An 18413-nucleotide genomic window follows, 5' to 3' on the forward strand; every position below is an offset into this window, starting at 1 on the left:
TCACAACTCGGAAAAACAGCGGCCGTCAGCGGCGGGCAGGTCGGGATTCACCCCAGGTGCCAGTGGGCGCCAGTGCGCCTTCAAGAATTCGATAAACACTTTGACCTTGCGCGTGCTGCGCCGGTGCGCCAGGTACAGCACGTAAATCCATGGGCCGAACGCGCTCGGCTCACGCCAGTACTCGGGCATCACTTCCACCAGCTCGCCGCGCGCCAGATACGCTGCAGCGCTCCATTGCGGCAGAAACTGCAGGCCCTGGCCCTTCAGCAGGCACGCCAGCAGGAAGTCGTAATTGTCGCTGGCCACTCGCGGATTCGGCTGGGTCAGGCGAATCCGCCGCTCCCCTTGCTTGACCCACCAGAAATGCCGGTTGAGCAGCGGATGACGGAAGATCAGCCACTCGTGCTGCTGATAGTTGTCCAGTGACACCTCTTTGCCCTTGCGCGCCAGATACGCCGGGCTGGCGCACAACACCACCTGATTCTCGACGATAGGTTGGGCGATCACCCCCGGCAGATCGATCGGGCCGTCACGCAGTGCCAGATCGTAACCGCCGTCCACCGGGTCGTCATAGCTATCGCTCAAGTCGACTTCCAGATGCACCTGCGGGTGGGCGTCGAGAAAACGGCAGCAGACTTCGTTGAGAAACGCCGGGGCGAAGGAGGGCGGCGCGGTGATGCGCAGGCCGCCGCTCAATTCGTGCTTGAGCTGCTCGACGCCTTCGCAGGCCAGTTGCAGTTGCATCAGCGCCTGCCGCGCACCGTCCAGATAAATCCGCCCGGCCTCGGTCAGCGCCATGCGTCTGGTCGTGCGGTCGAACAGGCGCGTGCCGAGTTCGTCTTCCAGCTGCGCCACGGCTTTGGTCAGGGCCGACGGGGTCTTGCCGAGCACCTCGGCGGCGCGGCTGAAATTACCGTGTTCGGCGGTGGCGACGAACATGGTCAGGGCGCTCATCTTGTCCATTGATCTATTCCTGATGGGCACAGAAGTTGTGCGCGAGGTGGCATTCAGTTATCGCCAAGGCTTGGATAGGCTTGCTCGCAGCCTAACAAAAATAACGAGAAACCTCATGAAGCAGCTACTGACCCTGATGGTGTCATCGGCACTGGCCTGTGCCTCACTGGAAAGTCTGGCGTCCGCCGATCTGATCCTGCACAACGCCAAGGTCTACACCGCCGAACCCGGCCAGCCCTTGCAGCAAGCGGTGGCGGTGGAAAACGGCAAGATCCTCGCCGTGGGCACGGATGCGCAGGTGTTGCGCCTGAAGACGGCGGCCACGCAAGTGATCGACCTGCACGGCAAGGTGCTGATGCCCGGCTTCATCGACTCGCATTCGCACACCATCAAGGGCGGGCTGCAGCTGTTGCAGGCCAACCTGGACGGGCAACTGCTGCCGCTCGATCAACTGGAACAACGCCTGCGCCAATGGCGCCAGAACGGCAAGGCGCAGCGCGGGCAATTCCTCAGTGTCGGCGGATTGCCTTCGACTTACTGGAGCGACATTGCCGGCCTCGAACAGCGCTTCAATCAGGGCGAATGGGCGAACCAGCCGATCCTGTTGCTGGGCTGGGATCTGCACACCGGCTGGGCCAATCGGGCGATGCTCGAACGCGCTGGCGTGACGGCTGAAAAGATCAAGGGCCTCAAAGGCGAAGAACAGGCGACCATTGGCCACCACCCCGACGGCAGCCCGGATGGCTTTCTCGTCGATGCCGGTCTGTACCCGGTGCAGGCCTTGCTGCCGCCGCCGACGGCTGATCAGTTGCTGGCCGGCGGGCGCGCAGCGCTGAACTACTACAAGAGCCTGGGGATCACCGGGTGGCTGGACCCGCTCGCCAACGAAGTCCCCGGCAGTGACATCACCAACACCTCGCTCGGCGTGCTGCCGACCTACAAAAAACTCTCGGAAAACGGCGAACTCACCGCTCACGTCGCGGCGCTGCTGATGGCTGACTCCAAGGCTACGCCGGCCGACCTTGATGAGCTGGACAAGGTGCGCCAGCAGTTTCTCGGCGTCAGCAACCTGACCCTGCCGGGGATCAAGATCTTCGCCGACGGCGTGGCCGAAGTGCCGGCGCAGAGCGCGGCGATGCTCGAGCCGTACCGCAACTCGAAAAAAACCGGTGAACTGCTGATCGACCCGGCGCATTTCGGCGAACTGGTCAGTGCCGCCGATGCGCGCGGCTGGCTGGTGCACATCCACGCCATCGGCGACCGTGCGGTGCGTGAGTCGCTCAATGGCATCGAACAGGCGCGCAAGGATCGGCAGAGCGGCATCGCCCATTCGATCACCCACCTGCAAATGGTCAACCCCAAGGAGTTCGCCCGCTTCAAGGCGCTGAATGTGATCGCCTCGATGCAGATGTTCTGGGCCGCTGCCGACGAGTCGAGTATGGATCTGGTCAAGCCCTACGTCAGCGCGATGGCCTTCATGTACACCTATCCCGCGCGCTCGCTGTTGAAGAATGGCGCGACCATCGCCGGTGCCAGTGACTGGCCGATTACCACCCCCGAACCGTGGAAGGCGATCTATCAGGCGGTCAGCCGCAAAGGCCCGAAAGGCGTGCTCAACGCCGCCGAAGACATCGACCGCCAGACCATGTTCCAGGCCTACACCCTCAACGCGGCCAAAGTGCTGCGCCTGGAAGACCGGATCGGTTCGCTCAAGCCCGGCAAGCAGGCCGACATGATCGTCCTCGACCGCGATGTATTCACGGTCGATCCCGCCGCCCTGCGCGACACCCAAGTGCTCAATACCTGGTTTGCCGGGCGCGAAATCTACCGCCGCAAGCCTTGACGGCCTCTCTGTGTAACGTAACCAAGGAAACCTTTTCGTGAATGTTCATTGCTTTGTCACCGACACCCGCAACCCGCAGATTCGCGGGCAACAGATTGGCGTCACCTGGGCTGCGCAGATCCGCCAGACAGTGGCGCTTTATCTGGATTTCTTCTCTCAGGTCGGCGTGCCTGAGGCACAAGTGCGGGCCATCGGCGAAGCCAGTCTGCACACCCTGCAAGGCTGGTGCCCGAGCCTCGCCGAAGAAATCGTCGCCACCGCTGAAGGCGCCGGAGTACCACTATGGCAGCTCGCCAGCCTGAATGCCCGCACCGAGATTCTCGCGGTGATGCCGGCGTCCACCGAAGGCGAGTGTTCCACCGCGGTGTTTGCGCCCAACGGCGCATTGGCGCCACGCACCATTCAGACCTGGGACTGGCACGATTCGCTGGTGCCCAACGGGTTGATTCTGCAACTGACCACGGCCAAGGGCATGACGGTCAAACTGTTCACCGAGTTCGGCATGCTCGGCAAGATCGGCGTCAACAGCGCGGGGCTGGGCCTGCACTTCAACATCCTCCATCACGCCAGCGACAATGGATCGGCCGGGGTGCCGGTGCACGCGATTGCCCGGCGCATCCTCGAGGAAGCCAGCAGTGTTGAGGAGGCGATTGCGCTGGCGCGTTCGGCGCGAGTCAGTGCCTCCACGGTGCTGACCGTGTTCTCCCGCGAGGATTCGAACCCGCGTGCGGTGAGCATTGAAATGTCGCCGGCCTTCACCGCCGTGGTGCGGCCCGACGCCGACGGCTGGATCACTCACACCAACCATTTTCTCGATCCCGAACTGAGTCTGGGCGAGCGCACCCCTGATGCGTCCACGACCTACGCGCGTATTGCCCACGTCAACACGGCGCGGCCGAACATGACCAGCGGCAACCTCAGTCAGCGGGCTGACGCCATGTGTGGCGAGGCGGGCGAAGACGCGCCGATCTGCTTCCATCCGGACCTGAGCATGCCGGCCACCGAACGCTGGGAAACCCTGCTGACCATCGGCATCGACACTGAAAACAGCGTGCTTGAATACGCCGCCGGCAACCCCAAACAACTGGCCCGAAACGGCTATCTGCGCTTCTGAACCGCTGCCTCCAATAAAAACAAAACGAGCATTGCACATGGCTACCGACATTGATCGCACGAGCGCTTCGCCGTCTGCGCTGAGGACGTTTTTCGTCTCCGGCATGGGCACCGCGCTGGAGTTCTATGACTTTGTAATCTACGGCACCGCCGCCGCGCTGGTGTTTCCCAAGGTGTTCTTTCCGCAGATGGACCCGCTGACCGCGACCCTGGTGGCGTTCGGTGCTTTCGGCGCCGGGTTTTTCGCCCGCCCTTTGGGCGGCATGGTGTTCGGGCATTACGGCGACAAACTCGGCCGGCAGAAAATGCTGGTGATCACGCTGCTGCTGATGGGCCTGAGCACGCTGCTGATCGGGTGCCTGCCGGACTATGCCACCCTCGGTGCGGGCGCACCGGTGTTGCTGGTGTTGCTCAGGCTGGTGCAGGGATTCGCCGCCGGTGGCGAGTGGGGCGGTGCGGCGCTGTTCGGCATCGAGTCGGCGCCGCCCGGACGACGTGGGCTGTGGGGCAGCTTCACCAGCATGGGCATCGGTATCGGCGGGATTCTCGGTGCCGGGGTGTTCGCCATCGTCAGCGTCGCGGCGCACGATGACCTGGCCGGATTCGCCTGGCGCATTCCGTTCTGGCTCGGCGGTGTGCTGGTGCTGATCGGTCTGTATGCGCGCTTGCAGAAACCCCTCGAACCGCCCGCTGAACCGCAGGCGCCGGTGCGCATGCCATTGCTCGAGGCATTACGCGCACGGCCCCGAGCCATGCTGCTGTGCACCGGTATCGCTTTCGGCTACGTGACCATCGCCTACATCGGCAGCACGTTCTTTCTGTCGTACGCCACGCAACTGGGTTACGGCAGTACCGACGCGCTGATCTTCGACTTGTCGCTGTCGATCGCCATCGTCATCACCGCGCCGTTGTTTGCCTTGTTGTCCGACCGCATCGGCCGTCGCAAGGTGATGGTCCTCGGCGCGGTGATCATGGCCCTCGGCTTCTTCGCATTCTTCCCGCTGATCGGCCTCAAGAGCCTGCTGGTTTCCACCGCTGCGTACATCGTCATCGGTGCGTTCATGGGCGCGACGCAAGGGCCGATTCCGGCGTTCCTCGCCGAGCAGTTTCCCCGGCACATGCGCTATTCGGGAATGTCGGCGGCCTATCAGATCGGCGCGGCGCTGGGCGGCGGGACGGCATCCAGTGCGGCCACGGCGATTCTTATCGCCAACAACCACAACGCTTTCGGGGTGGCGGTTTACGGCGCGATTGCGCTGGGCATCGTCACGTTGTGTTCGTTGCTGCTCAAAGAAACGGCGCACCTGAGCCTTGAACAGATCGACGAGGCCGATTGGCCTTCACCCATGCCCGCTGCCGGTTGAACCATTCGACTCTGTAGGAGCTGCCGCAGGCTGCGATCTTTTGATGTTGTTTTCAAGATCAAAAGATCGCAGCCTTCGGCAGCTCCTACAGGGGGCGGTTCGGCAATAAAAACAATCGAAACTTCGCGTGCTCCCAAGCTGTCCAGACCCTTGTACCGCCCGGCGGCTAATCCGCCGGGACGGCTTCATGCATCGGTGACAGGCGAGGAACGAGATGACGACGACAGTGGGAGATTTTCTGGTTGAGCGGCTCAGCCAATGGGGCGTCACGCGGATTTTTGGTTATCCGGGCGACGGCATCAATGGCGTGTTCGGCGCGCTCGCCCGGGCCAATGGCAAGATCGAATTCGTTCAGGCCCGACACGAAGAAATGGCCGCGTTCATGGCCTCGGCCCACGCCAAGTTCACGGGCGAGTTGGGCGTGTGCATTGCCACCTCCGGGCCGGGCGCTTCGCACCTGATCACCGGGTTGTACGACGCTCGGATGGATCACCAACCGGTGCTGGCGATTGTCGGCCAGCAGGCGCGGACGGCGCTCGGCAGTCACTATCAGCAGGAACTGGATCTGGTCTCGATGTTCAAGGATGTCGCCGGGGCTTTTGTGCAGCAGGCGTCGGCGCCGTCGCAGGTGCGGCATTTGCTCGATCGCGCCGTGCGCACGGCGGTTGGCGAACGGCGGGTGACGGCGATCATCCTGCCCAATGACCTGCAGGATCTCGAATACGAGCCACCGGCGCGGGCGCACGGCACCGCGCACTCTGGCGTCGGTTATACCAAGCCGAAAGTGCTGCCCTACGAGGCCGATCTGCAACGCGCCGCCGACGTTCTGAACAGTGGCGAAAAAGTCGCGATTCTGGTGGGCGCCGGCGCGTTGCAGGCAACGGATGAAGTGATAGCCATTGCGGAAAAACTCGGTGCTGGCGTAGCCAAGGCGTTGCTCGGCAAGGCCGCGCTGCCGGACGATTTGCCGTGGGTCACAGGCAGCATCGGCCTGCTGGGCACCGAACCGAGCTACAAGATGATGAACGAATGCGACACCTTGCTGATGATCGGCTCGGGTTTCCCCTATGCCGAATTTCTGCCGAAGGAAGGTCAGGCGCGTGGCGTGCAGATCGATTTACAGCCGGACATGCTCAGCCTGCGTTATCCGATGGAGGTCAATCTGGTTGGTGACTCCGCCGAAACCCTCGCAGCGCTGCTGCCGTTGCTCGAACAGAAAACCTCGCACAAGTGGCGCAAGAAAATCGAAGGCTGGCGCAGCACCTGGGAAAAGACCCTGGAGAAACGCGCCATGTCCAAGGCCGATCCGATCAATCCGCAGCGGGTGGTGTACGAGCTGTCACCACGCCTGCCGGATCAGGCGATCATTACCAGTGACTCGGGTTCGTGCGCCAACTGGTACGCCCGTGACCTGAAAATTCGCCGGGGCATGCAGTGTTCGCTGTCCGGCGGACTGGCTTCGATGGGGGCTGCCGTGCCGTACGCGATTGCCGCCAAGTTCGCCCATTCCGAGCGCGCGGTGATTGCGCTGGTGGGCGATGGCGCGATGCAGATGAACAACATGGCCGAGCTGATCACCGTCGCCAAATACTGGCGTCAGTGGGACAGCCCGAAATGGATCTGTGCGGTGTTCAACAACGAGGACTTGAATCAGGTCACCTGGGAGCAGCGGGTGATGGAGGGTGATCCGAAGTTCGAAGCGTCGCAAAGCATCCCCGATGTGCCGTATCACTTGTTCGCCATTTCCATCGGCCTGAAAGGGATTTTCGTCGACCGCGAAGAAGACGTCGCCGCCGCCTGGGAGCAGGCACTGGCCTCGGACGTACCGGTGCTTATCGAGTTCAAGACCGATCCCAACGTGCCGCCGTTGCCACCGCACATCAAGCTCGAACAGGCGAAGAAATTCGCCACGACCTTGCTCAAGGGCGACCCGGACGAGGCGGGCGTGATCGTGCAAGCTGCCAAGCAGGTGCTGGCCAGCGTCCTCCCCGGCAAAAAATAATCGTGTAGGCGCTTCGTCGCGCTCCAAATCTGTGAGCGCCGCTGAACCCTGTGGGAGCGAGCTTGCTCGCGAAAGCGTTGTGTCAGGCACAGCGTTTGTGGATGTATCGACGCCTTCGCTGGCAAGCCAGCTCCCACAGGTATTTCGTTGTGCCTGAAATCTGTGAACGAGACCGTGGAGATTTTCATGCGTGAAGCGGCGAAGGTGCTTTTTTGATGTTCATCGGTTGCGCAGGCTGGAGTCTGGGGCGTGAATACTGGCCAGAGTTTCCGGCCGAGGGCACGCATCTGCAGCGTTATGCGGCGCGGTTCGACTGCGTGGAAATCAACAGCTCGTTTTATCGTCCGCATCGGCGTCAAACCTATGCACGCTGGGCGGATTCGGTGCCGCCCGGGTTTCAGTTTTCGGTGAAGATGCCGAAGTTGATCACCCATGAGTTGCGCTTGCGCGAAAGTGATCAGCCGCTGGATGAGTTCCTCGGGCAGTGCGAGGGACTGGCTGACCGGTTGGGGTGTTTGCTGGTGCAACTGCCGCCGTCGCTTGTGTTTGAGCCGGCAAGCGCAGAGGCGTTTTTCGTGGCGTTGCGCCAACGCTTCGACGGTGACGTGGTGTTTGAACCACGGCATGAATCGTGGGTGGCGGCTGCGCCGATGTTGCAGGCGTATAGGATTGCCCAAGTCGTGGTCGATCCGTCGCGGATCAGTACCGACGGTTCGGCGCAGGGCTGGCCGGGTGTGCGCTATTGGCGGCTGCACGGCTCACCACGGATTTATCACAGTGCTTATGAGTTGCCTTGTCTGCAACGGCTGGCGCAGGACATGAAGGCCTGCGCTGCGGAGGGGGCCAGCGTCTGGTGCATCTTCGACAACACCGCCAGTGGCGCCGCGTTGGGCAACGCGATGACACTGGCGGCGCTTGTCCAGATCTGACTCAGGCCGACAAGTGCTCGTACAGAATGGTCGCGCCGACGATCATCAGCACCACGCCACCGACGATTTCCGCACGCTTGCCGACCACCGCACCGAGCACCCGGCCGAGCATCACGCCGATGGTCACCATGGTCATGGTTGCCACGCCGATCGCCGCTGCCGCCACCCAGATATTCACGTCGACAAACGCCAGACCGACGCCGACCGCGAGGGCGTCAATGCTGGTGGCGAACGCGGTGACCGCCAGAATCAGGAACGAGTGCTGGCCGGGTTTTTCTTCTTCCTCGTCTTCGTGCTTCAGACCGTTGTAGATCATGTGCAGACCGAGGATGACCAGCAGCGTGAAAGCGATCCAGTGGTCCCATTCGGCGACCCAACGGGTGGCGGCCTGGCCGATCAGCCAGCCGATGATCGGGGTGATGGCTTCGATCACGCCAAAGATCAGGCCGGTGCGCAGGGCTTCGCTCAGACGTGGTTTGTGCAGGCTGGAGCCTTTGCCGATGGCCGCGGCGAACGCGTCCGTGGACATGGCCAGAGCGAGGGATATGAGGGAAACAGGATTCACGGGGGCACACTTCCAGTCGGGCTATGAGTCAACGACACAACCACACGCCCGACATTAGGCATGGATGTGTCGTCGGTCTCACCAACCAAAAGGTGTCCGTACCACGGCGTGTTGCCGAGAATGTTGATACGGACGCTTCCGAGGGACTCGGAAACAGGCTACTCCCCAACGAGGCTGCGAATGTTATTGGGGTAAGCATGAAAATTTTGTCAAAAGCATCGAGGCGATCAATAAACACAACACTCTGTGGCGAGGGAGCTTGCTCCCGCCGGGTCGCGAAGCGGCCCTTCTTTTGTCGAACAGCAGAAGGCCTGCTGCGCAGTCCAGCGGGACGGTGCGACGATTCGACAAGCTCCCTCGCCACAGATATCTTCACACGGAGTTACGCTCGAACTTGTCAGCTCAGCGCTCCTCATTGATCCGCAATTGCGCACACAACCCGCCCTGCGGCCGGTTGTACAGCTGCAACGTGCTGCCGATCTTGCTGACGATCATTTGCACGATCGCCAGCCCCAGTCCGGCGCCGTTACTGTGGCCGTGGCTGTAAAAACGCTCGAACAGCCGCGCGTATTCCTGCTCGTTGATACCGGGGCCGGCGTCCTCGACGCTGATGTACACCGCGCCGCCCGCCTGCGGTTGCACCTGAACCCGTACCTCGCTGCCCGGCGGGGCGAAATTCAGGGCGTTGGTCACCAGGTTCTGCAAGGCGATGGCGAGGGCGACCGGGTCGGTGTCGACCGGGCAGTGGTGGTCGCTGTCGAGGATCAATTCGACGTCTTTTTCCATGGCCAGCGGTGCCAGTTCGGCGAGTTCTTCGCGCACCAGCTCGGTCAGTTCCACAGTGCGGGTTTCGGGGTTGGCCAGGTGCGGTTCGATGCGCGCCATGGTCAGCAACTGACTGGCGATGCGCGTCGCCCGATCCACCGCACTGACCAGATATTCCAGCGCCTCTTCGCGTTGTTGCGGGGTCGCCGCCAGTTGCGCGTTTTGCGCGTGGATCCGCAGAATCGCCAGCGGTGTGCGCAGCTCATGGGCAGCGTCGGCAATGAAGCGCCGCTCACGCGCCAGCAGATTGTCGATCTGTTGCAGCAGACGATTGAGCGCGGTTTGCATCGGCTCCAGATCGTGGGGCAGGGGGCTGAGGTGCAGCGGTTTCAGGGTCTCGGTGTCACGGCCGCGAATGCTCTGCGCCATGGCGCGCAACGGTTGCAGGCCCCAGCCGATGGTCAGCCAGATCAGCGCGGCCAGCAGCGGGACGCCGATCAGGCTCGGCCAGACGGTGTGGCCGACGATGCGTTCGATCAGATCCTGGCGGATGTCGTCACGCTCACCGACCCAGATCAGCAGCCCTTGTTGCGAATCCTTGAGCAGAAACGCGCACCAGTCGCGGCCATTCTCCATCAGGTCATGCGAGCCGAGGGTAGTGGGCGGTGCGGCAAGCTCCGGCGCTTCGGCCGAGCGCACCAGCAACTGCCCGTCGCTGCGCCACACCTGAAAGGTCAGACGGGTTTCGTAAGGGTGCGCGGCCTCGCCGTCGCCGACGCGGCTCATGGCTTCGTCGAAGGCCTGATAGAGCCGGCTCCAGTCGTTGTCGCCGGGTGCGCGCTGGGCCAGCACGCCTTGCAGCAGGCGTGCGCTTTGCGCCAGTTGGGCATCGTAGACTTCTTCGATTTCATGGTGACTGTCGCGCAGCACCAGCCAACTGATCAGCAGGTCGCCGATCAATACCAGAATCAGCACCGGCACCAGAATCCGCGCACGGATGGAAATCATGGTTTGAGCTCCAGCACATAACCGACGCCGCGCACGGTGCGGATCAACTCGCTTGCGAGTTTTTTGCGCAGATTGTGGATCAGCACTTCGAGGGTATTGCTCTCGACCCGTTCCTGCCAGCCGTACAACGCCCGGGACAGGCGTTCGCGGGTGACGACTTTGCCTGGGCGGGCCATCAGTTGATGCAGCAGTTGATACTCCATCGGCGTCACCACCACGTCGGTGCCGCGCCAGGTGACCTGCTGCGTGACCGGATCGAGGCACACGCCGGCATGTTCAAGTACCGGCTGCGCACGGCCCTGACTGCGGCGCAGCAATGCGCGAATCCGCGCTTTCAGTTCATCGACGTCGAACGGTTTGATCAGGTAGTCGTCGGCGCCGGCATCCAGCCCGGCAATGCGTTCGGCGGTGCCGTCGCGGGCGGTGAGGATCAGCACCGGCAAGTCCTGCTGCTCGCCACGCAAGCGTTGCAGCAGCGCGAGGCCGTCGAGCCGGGGCAAGCCGAGGTCGAGCAGCAGCAAGTCGAAGCTCTCACTGCGCAGGGCGTGCAGGGCGCTGACCCCATCCTGCAACCAGTCGAGCGTATAGCCTTCGCTGCCGAGGGCAACGCGAATGCCCTGGCCGAGGGCGCGATCATCTTCGACCAGCAGTAGACGCATAGCGGATTCTCTTGGGAAACACGGCGGGTGAGGGCCGCATCATGCCGCTGTGCAGCGGGCCGTGGCAGCTGACCCGACGGGAAAGATGTAACGACTCGTTGCCAACTAAGCTTCGACTAAGGTTGCTTTTGCACAGTGAGGCCTTCCTCATCGAGCGAGAGTGTTTCCATGCGCAAACTTCTGCTGTTGTCCCTCATCGTTGCCAGCCCGCTGGCCGTCGCCGGCCCGCAATGCACCACCGCCGAACGCTCGCAATGGCAAGACCAGAAAGCCTTTCAGGAGCAGCTTAAAGCCCAGGGCTACGAGATCAGCAAGTTCAAGGTCACCGACGGCAACTGCTACGAGATCTACGGCTTCGACAAGGACAAGCGCAAGGTCGAAATCTACCACGACCCGGTCAGCGGCAAAGCGGTGAAAACCGAGATCAAGGGCTGATGCCGAGCGCCTCCGTGCGCCTGTGGGACCCCGTGGTGCGGCTGTTTCATCTGTCCATCGCGGGCGTCTTCGTCGCCAATTACTTCTTCAATGAAGCCGGTGACGCTTGGCATGTCTGGCTCGGCTATTACGCCATGGGCTGGCTGCTGGTGCGGCTGGTATGGGGCTTCGTCGGGCCGCGCAGTGCGCGTTGGGCGGATTTCTGGCCGACGCCGACGCGGCTGGTCGCCCATGCGCGATCCTTGATTCGCGGACGTCCCGAGCATCGCCTCGGGCATTCGCCGATGGGTGCGCTGGTGATGCTGTTGATGTTGCTGGCGATGTTTATCGCCGGTTTGAGCGGCTGGGCCATGGAAGAGGTCGACGCCTTGTGGGGCTCCGATTGGCCGTTGCAGGTGCACGAGACCGCCGTCGACAGCTTGCTGGTGCTGGTGTGTCTGCACATCGCCGCCGCGCTGTTCGAGAGTTTTCTGCTGCGAGACAACTTGCCGTTGTCGATGCTCACCGGACGCCGACGGCGCTTGCCGGACGATCCGCCGCGCTGACAGGGATGTTTTGTCGATTGCCCTCCATCCTGTTTTTGCCGTGAGTCCACTATGCGTGCGCTTCCCGATCGCTTGAAATTTGTCCTCGGCGGACTGGCCGTGAGCCTGGTTTTCTTTGGTGCCTGGCGCAGTCATCCGGCTCATGTGCTGGCGCCGTTTGCCGTGGCGACGCCGCCGGTCGATGCTTCGCTGCAGGCACCGGAGCCGCTGTACAGCAGTCGCTTCGTCTCCTCGCAATTGAATGATTTCGTGCACTCGTCGTCGGTGACCGCGCTGCCGGGCGGCGACCTGATGGCGGTGTGGTTTGCCGGTTCCCGTGAGGGCGCTGCCGACGTGCAGATCCGCACTGCACGCTACGACGCCGACAGCGCGGAGTGGGGCGCCGAGCAGGTGCTGGCCACCCGCGAATCGACCCGCGACGGCACCCGTCGCTACATCCGCAAACTGGGCAATCCGGTGATCGCCCTGGCGCCGGATCAACGTCTGTGGATGTTCTATGTTTCGGTGTCTGTGGGCGGCTGGGCCACCAGTGCGATCAACGTGATGGTCTCGGATGATTTCGGGCGTAACTGGTCGGCGCCACGGCAGTTGATTACCTCACCGTTTTTCAACATCAGCACGCTGGTGCGCGCCGCGCCGGTGTTCCATGCCGACGGCTCGATCGGTCTGCCGGTGTATCACGAGTTCATGGGCAAGTTCGCCGAGTACCTGTACCTGAGCGCAGACGGCGCGGTGATCGACAAATTCCGTATCAGCCGTGGCAAGCATTCGTTGCAGCCGACCATTGTGCCGCTGGACGGAAAACGTGCCGTGGCCATGCTGCGTTATGCCGGCGACACCCATCATCGGGTGTTGGCCAGCCGCACCGAGGACGCCGGCCAGACCTGGAGCGAGCCGTATCCGCTGGAGCCGGCCAATCCCAATTCATCACTGGCGGCAGTGGGCACCGGCGACAACGGCCTGCTGGTAGCGCTGAATGATCTGCAGGACGGGCGCTTCAAGCTCAGCCTGTATGGCACCGATGCCAATCTGAACCACTGGCGCAACGTGATCGAGCTCGATCAGTCGCCCGATCCGCTCGGCCAGCCGTTCGCCCCCGAAGCCTACAAGGCGATCATCGGCGAAGGTTTTCGTGCTTCCAGCGGTGCCCGGCGTTTGCCGCTGGAGCAACGCTTTCTGAGCAATCTGGATTACCGGGTGTGCAAGCCGCAGGGTTGTGATTTCGAGTACGAGTATCCGTACTTCAGTCGCGGCAGCGATGGCCTCTATCACCTGGTGTATTCGTGGAATAACACCTTCATCAAACATGTCAGCTTCAATGAAGCGTGGCTGGCGGAGCGCCTGTGATGCTGTCTCTCTGGCAAGCCCATTTGACCTTTATCCTGCTGGGTTTTGTCCTGCTCGGTTCCCTGCACTGCACACAACGCTGGCGTCCGTGGCTGTTGCCGGCGCTGGCGGCGGTCAGTTTCATTCCGCTCAACGATCTGCCGGTGGCGGCGTATCTGCGCAGCTTTACCGACGATCTGGCGATCACCACATTGGTGTTGCTCGGCTGGGCCAGTCTTGTGCGGCTCGGTGTGGTCAACCAGCAGTCGCTGTCGGCGCGGGTTCAGGTGCTGGTGCTGTTCGTCGTGCTGGCCGCGCTGCTGTATCCGGCGACGATGGGCCTGACGTATGTCGATCCGTACCGCTGGGGCTTCAATCCCCGGCCACTGATCGTCTGCATCGGTGTGCTGACTCTGGCGCTGTTGTGGCTGGGCAATGCGCTGGCGGTGTGGATGCTCGCGTTGGCAACGCTGGCCTTTGCGCTGCGGCTCAAAGCTTCGGAAAACTACTGGGATTACCTGATCGATCCGCTGCTGGTGGGGTACTGCCTGGTGGCCGGCACCACGCTGTGCCTGCGCGAGGTCTGGCGTTTGCTGCGGCCAGAGTCGACAAGCACGACATCTTCTATCTGAACCAACAACACTGAGGTCAATGATGGGCTGGTTGCAATCGCGACGCCTGCGCTACGGCGTGGGTGCGGCAGGTTTGGCGTTCTTGTTGTTTGCCGTGCTCCGGCTGGTGTTCGTGCTGGGGTTTTCCGGGATCGCGCCCAGCGAGTTCGTCGACAACCCGGCACTGCGCGAAACCCTCGGTATCGGTTTGCGCTTCGACCTGCGCCTCGCCGTGTTGCTGATCCTGCCATTGGCGCTGCTGGCCTGGGTGCCGCGCTGGAACCTCACGCGGCTGCCGGGGTTGCGCGTGGTCGTAAGGGTTTACTGGCTGCTGGCGCTCGGTACGGTAGGCCTGCTGTACATCATCGATTTCGGTCATTACGCCTACCTCGGCGTGCGGATCAACGCCACGGTGCTGCGTTATCTGGAAGATGCGCAAATCTCACAACAGATGGTTTGGGAAACCTATCCGGTGCTGTGGATCGCGCTCGGCTGGTTGGCGGTGCTGGGCGTCTGCTTCTACGGACTTTTGCAGCTGGAACGGCTGACGCTGGCCCGTGAAGCTAAGGTTATCCGGCGTCCGTCGCTGGCATTCGGCACCGGGCTAAGCGTGGTCGTGGTGCTGCTGGCGCTGCTCGGTCGGGTCGACAATCTCAATCTGGAAAACCCGGTGCCGCTGCGCTGGAGCGATGCGTTCTTCTCCGGTGACGCGCAGATCGCCGCTGTCGGCCTGAACCCGGTGTTGTTCCTCTACGACACGTTGAAAACCGGGCAGGCGCAATTCGATGAGCAGCAGGTGCGCGAGCACTATCCAGTGATTGCCCGCTATCTGGACGTGGATCGACCGGATCCGCAAAGCCTGAGTTTCGAGCGGCAGCAAGCCGTGCAGCCGTATCGGCTGCCGGGCGCGCCGAATGTGATGTTCGTCATGCTCGAATCACTGGGCACCAGCGCCGTCGGCGCCTACGGCAATCCGCTGAACCCGACGCCGAACCTCGATCAACTGGCGACCCAAAGCTGGTTTTTCAAGCACTTCTATGTGCCAGTCACCGGCACCGCGAAAACCGTGTGGGCGAGCATCACTGGCGTGCCCGACGTGACGCGCCGCGAGACTGCGACGCGCCATCCGCTGATCACCCGCCAGCACACACTGATCAACGCCTTCACCGATTACCAGAAGCTCTACATGATCGGCGGCAATGCCGGTTGGGCCAATATCAATGCGCTGATCCAGCAGAGCATCGATGGCGTGCGCCTGTATCAGGAAAGCGACTGGCGTTCGCCGCTGGTGGACGTGTGGGGGATTTCCGATCTGGATCTGTTCAAGGAGAGCGACCGCATCCTGCGCGACCTGCCCAAGGACCGACCGTTCTTCGCCTACGTGCAAACCTCGGGCAACCATCGGCCATTCACCATCCCCAAGGACAACGACGGCTTCGAGGTCAGCAACCTGTCGCTGGAACAGGTGCAGGCCGCCGGGTCACGTAGCGTCGAGCAATACAATGCGGTGCGCCTGCTGGATTTCAATATCGGCAAATTAATGGAATTGGCCAAGGCCGGCGGCTATTACGACAACACGATTTTTGTGTTTTTCGGCGACCACAACACGCGCATCAGCCAGATCCCGCACATGCCGCCGGCGTTCGAGCAACTGGGGCTGGAGAGCAACCATGTGCCGATGCTGATTCACGCCCCGGGGCTGCTGGCGCCGAAGGTCATCGAGCAAGCGGTGGGGCTGACGGATTTGCTGCCGACAGTGGCGGGGATGGCCGGCGTGCCGTTCAGCAATGGCGCAATGGGCCGCGATGTCCAGCAACCGGCGCCGGAAGGTGAGCGCGTGGTGCCGCTGGTGCTGCGTGAGGGCACGTTCCCGGTGATTGGCGGGGTGACCAAGGATTTCCTCCTGCAGATGCAGCATGACGGCAGCTCGCCGACCTTGCATGACCTGGCGTCGAAGACCCCGCTGGATAACGTCGCCGGGCAAAACCCCGAGGAATTCCAGCGCCTGGTGGAGCTGACGCGGGGGTTGCACGAGAGCGCGCGGCTGATGCTGTACCGCAACGTGCGCTGACCGGGTGGGCGCCTGGTCAGCGCAGCGTTTTTAGCGGTTCAGGAACGCCAGCAGGTCTTCATTCAGCGCTTCGGTGTGCGTCACGGCAAAACCGTGCGGTGCCCCGGCGTAGACTTTCAGCTCGGCGCCCTCGATCAACGCCGCCGCCTGTTTGCCGGTGGTTTCGAACGGCACGATCTGATCGCCGTCACCGTGGATCACCAGGGTCGGCACGTCGATCTTCGCCATGTCCGGGCGGAAGTCGGTTTCAGAGAACGCGGTGACGCAATCCACGGTGCCTTTCAGCGAAGCGAGCAGGGCGACGTTCAGGGTTTGCGTGAGCACGCCGTCGGAGACTTTCTGGCCCTGATTGGTGCCGTAGAACGGCGCGGCGAAATCAGCGATGAACTGCGCGCGATCCTTGAGCAGGCCGGCCTTGATCCCGTCGAACACCGAGGTGTCGACGCCCTGCGGGTAGTCGGCCTTCTTGCCGAACAGCGGCGTCACCGCCCCGAGCAGCACCAGCCCGGCAACGCGCTCGCTGCCGTGGCGGGCGATGTAGCGGCTGACGTCGCCGCCGCCCATGGAGAAGCCGACCAGTGTGACGTCGCGCAGGTCGAGGTGGTTGATCAGTTGCGCGATGTCATCGGCGAAGGTGTCGTAGTCGTAGCCGGTCCATGGTTGATCGGAGCGCCCGAAACCACGGCGGTCGAAGGCAATCGTGCGGTAGCCGCGACTGCTCAGATATTCCATCTGGTATTCCCACATGTCGGCATCCAGCGGCCAGCCATGGCTGAACAACACGGGTTTGCCGCTGCCCCAGTCCTTGAAATAGATCTGTGTGCCGTCATCGGTAGTGAATGTGCTCATGGAAACTCCTTGCTGTGGGCAATCGTTCGGGAAGGCCGGATGCCGCAATGGCCGCCCATCACTATCGGCGCAAATCGCGGCGGTCACTTGTACGCAAGTGCTGAATTGCCGGGCCGGGCGGCGAGGTTCTTTTCCAGCGTCACAGTTGTAAGATGCAACCACACGCTGGTTTGATGGAGAAACACCCTGTGAAGCGCAAAAGCCTGCACGGCAATGCCTGCCCGGTCGCCCGTACGCTGGACCTGATCGGCGACTGGTGGTCGCTGCTGATCATCCGCGATGCGCTGGAGGGCATCCGCCGCTTCAGCGATTTTCAGAAGAATCTGGATATCGCCAAGAACATGCTCAGCGCCCGGCTCAAGGCCCTGGTCGAGCAGGGGATTCTGCAAACCGTGCCGGCCGCCGATGGCGGTGCCTATAAGGAATACGTGCTGACCGAACGCGGCAAGGCCTTGCAGACGGTGATTGTTGCGCTGTCGCAGTGGGGTGGCGAGCATTTGTATGCGCCGGGTGAGCCGGGTTCGGTGATGGTTGATACGCAGCAGCGTCAGCCGATCAGCAAACTTGAATTGCGTTCAGCGGATGGCCGCCTGCTGGCACCGCAGGACGTGGCGACGAAGTTGGGCGTTGCGCACTGAACCAAGGATTAACCTCGGAAAACCGCAACCGCATCGATTGTTCAATCCCTGTTACAAACCCGACTGTCAAAATCCGATTCAAGATTGAGTAAATGAGCCTGTTAAAAGTTGAATTTAAAGAAGTGAATCGGATAACGGCAGCGTTAGCGAATCACCTTGATTTGGAGAAAGATCTTCCTGCGATGGTCTTTCTTGATTCAGGGCTTGAGTATTATTTTTTTGAAAGGCCAATGCTAAGTACTACTGATGTTCTCAGTGAATTGGTTTGCTTGAACTATGAAGTTTTCTCGACAGACGTATTCGCCTTGTTCAGCGCACCTTCTGGCTTGTGCTACCTTTTCGATGGGAACAATGTCGATGAAGGTATCGAAGTCTTGAATTCTGGCTTTCGGGATTTTTTCAAAGGCACTGCGGATTATCCGATGATCGTCGGTAATCTGGGTTTTGATTGGCTATTGTTTGAAAGCGCTTACGAAGAGTTTGGTGTGCTGGCTCTGAGTAAGGCCAATGCCCAGTTAAAATTTTCTGAGGGCGTAGGGCGTAACTTGATCAGTTCCAAAGAGTTTCAAGCCCTTAAAGGTCGCGATGGCACTTTGGACGCAATCATTGACGCGTTTCATGATTATTTCAATGATGAGGTGGGCGGGTCCCGCTCGAATGAACCATATCTGTGACCGCAGTTAGAGTTTCCAGTTTTTTGGGCGCGTAGGACGTTTGGGGCAATATCGTTAAAGGA

At 61.8% G+C, this 18413-nt stretch carries 17 protein-coding genes and 1 riboswitch; of the genes, 12 read left to right on the plus strand and 5 right to left on the minus strand.

The genetic code is table 11. The features are described 5' to 3' along the window. Positions 1–963 carry a LysR family transcriptional regulator gene (locus tag ACU680_RS24910; protein ID WP_448180793.1) on the minus strand — a complete coding sequence of 321 codons (963 nt, stop codon included), beginning with the start codon at positions 961–963 and terminating at the stop codon, positions 1–3. Between the two features lie 106 nt (positions 964–1069). Between ACU680_RS24910 and ACU680_RS24915 the strand changes: the two genes are divergently transcribed. The 5 genes from ACU680_RS24915 (at position 1070) to ACU680_RS24935 (ending at position 8205) form a co-directional block, all read left to right on the plus strand. Beyond that, the gene (locus tag ACU680_RS24915; RefSeq protein ID WP_448180794.1) at positions 1070–2797 is read left to right on the plus strand and encodes an amidohydrolase; all 1728 of its coding nucleotides are present in this window, start codon (positions 1070–1072) and stop codon (positions 2795–2797) included. A 37-nt stretch (positions 2798–2834) separates the two neighbouring features. Then, positions 2835–3911 (plus strand): C45 family autoproteolytic acyltransferase/hydrolase, encoded by a 1077-nt coding sequence (locus ACU680_RS24920; protein WP_400759092.1) that lies wholly within the window; start codon positions 2835–2837, stop codon positions 3909–3911. 37 nt (positions 3912–3948) lie between these two features. After that, positions 3949–5274: an MFS transporter gene (locus ACU680_RS24925; protein ID WP_448180795.1), complete on the plus strand. Its 1326-nt coding sequence runs from the start codon at positions 3949–3951 to the stop codon at positions 5272–5274. Between the two features lie 214 nt (positions 5275–5488). Beyond that, entirely contained in the window at positions 5489–7276 is a 1788-nt protein-coding gene (locus ACU680_RS24930) for a thiamine pyrophosphate-requiring protein (RefSeq protein ID WP_448180796.1), read from the plus strand. A 215-nt stretch (positions 7277–7491) separates the two neighbouring features. Further along, complete coding sequence (locus tag ACU680_RS24935) at positions 7492–8205, plus strand: DUF72 domain-containing protein (protein ID WP_448180797.1); 714 nt, start codon at positions 7492–7494, stop codon at positions 8203–8205. Position 8206: 1 nt separating this feature from the next. Here ACU680_RS24935 and mntP read toward each other — a convergent pair whose 3' ends face one another. The 3 genes from mntP to ACU680_RS24950 all read right to left on the minus strand — a co-directional run bounded on the left by mntP (position 8207) and on the right by ACU680_RS24950 (position 11202). Next, positions 8207–8770 carry a manganese efflux pump MntP gene (gene mntP, locus ACU680_RS24940; RefSeq protein WP_448180798.1) on the minus strand — a complete coding sequence of 188 codons (564 nt, stop codon included), beginning with the start codon at positions 8768–8770 and terminating at the stop codon, positions 8207–8209. 8 nt (positions 8771–8778) lie between these two features. Then, positions 8779–8949: riboswitch (yybP-ykoY riboswitch) on the minus strand. Between the two features lie 223 nt (positions 8950–9172). Further along, on the minus strand, positions 9173–10543 hold the full coding sequence (locus ACU680_RS24945; protein WP_448180799.1) for an ATP-binding protein: 1371 nt from the start codon (positions 10541–10543) through the stop codon (positions 9173–9175). Next, entirely contained in the window at positions 10540–11202 is a 663-nt protein-coding gene (locus ACU680_RS24950; protein ID WP_448180800.1) for a response regulator, read from the minus strand. Before ACU680_RS24950 ends, ACU680_RS24945 begins: the two co-directional genes overlap by 4 nt. 168 nt (positions 11203–11370) lie before the next feature. Here ACU680_RS24950 and ACU680_RS24955 point away from each other — a divergent pair, with 168 nt between their 5' ends. The 5 genes from ACU680_RS24955 to ACU680_RS24975 are packed head-to-tail and all read left to right on the plus strand — an operon-like array spanning position 11371 to position 16190. Next, positions 11371–11637: a PepSY domain-containing protein gene (locus ACU680_RS24955; protein WP_007960465.1), complete on the plus strand. Its 267-nt coding sequence runs from the start codon at positions 11371–11373 to the stop codon at positions 11635–11637. Then, on the plus strand, positions 11637–12182 hold the full coding sequence (locus ACU680_RS24960) for a cytochrome b/b6 domain-containing protein (RefSeq protein WP_367084234.1): 546 nt from the start codon (positions 11637–11639) through the stop codon (positions 12180–12182). The genes ACU680_RS24955 and ACU680_RS24960 overlap by 1 nt, the downstream gene beginning before the upstream one ends. Before the next feature lie 51 nt (positions 12183–12233). Then, complete coding sequence (locus tag ACU680_RS24965) at positions 12234–13529, plus strand: sialidase family protein (protein ID WP_448180801.1); 1296 nt, start codon at positions 12234–12236, stop codon at positions 13527–13529. After that, on the plus strand, positions 13529–14140 hold the full coding sequence (locus tag ACU680_RS24970; protein ID WP_367084236.1) for a hypothetical protein: 612 nt from the start codon (positions 13529–13531) through the stop codon (positions 14138–14140). Before ACU680_RS24965 ends, ACU680_RS24970 begins: the two co-directional genes overlap by 1 nt. 22 nt (positions 14141–14162) lie before the next feature. Beyond that, positions 14163–16190, plus strand: coding sequence for an LTA synthase family protein (locus tag ACU680_RS24975; RefSeq protein WP_448180802.1), 2028 nt, complete (start codon positions 14163–14165; stop codon positions 16188–16190). A gap of 30 nt (positions 16191–16220) precedes the next feature. Here ACU680_RS24975 and ACU680_RS24980 read toward each other — a convergent pair whose 3' ends face one another. Further along, the gene (locus ACU680_RS24980) at positions 16221–17039 is read right to left on the minus strand and encodes an alpha/beta fold hydrolase (protein WP_367084238.1); all 819 of its coding nucleotides are present in this window, start codon (positions 17037–17039) and stop codon (positions 16221–16223) included. 188 nt (positions 17040–17227) lie between these two features. Here ACU680_RS24980 and ACU680_RS24985 point away from each other — a divergent pair, with 188 nt between their 5' ends. Both ACU680_RS24985 and ACU680_RS24990 read left to right on the plus strand, forming a co-directional pair. Then, a complete protein-coding gene (locus tag ACU680_RS24985; RefSeq protein WP_448180803.1) occupies positions 17228–17677 on the plus strand; it encodes a winged helix-turn-helix transcriptional regulator in 450 nt (149 codons plus the stop codon). A 92-nt stretch (positions 17678–17769) separates the two neighbouring features. Beyond that, positions 17770–18351, plus strand: coding sequence for a hypothetical protein (locus ACU680_RS24990; protein ID WP_367084239.1), 582 nt, complete (start codon positions 17770–17772; stop codon positions 18349–18351). Positions 18352–18413 lie beyond the last annotated feature (62 nt).

The organism is Pseudomonas sp. LF020, assembly GCF_053456425.1.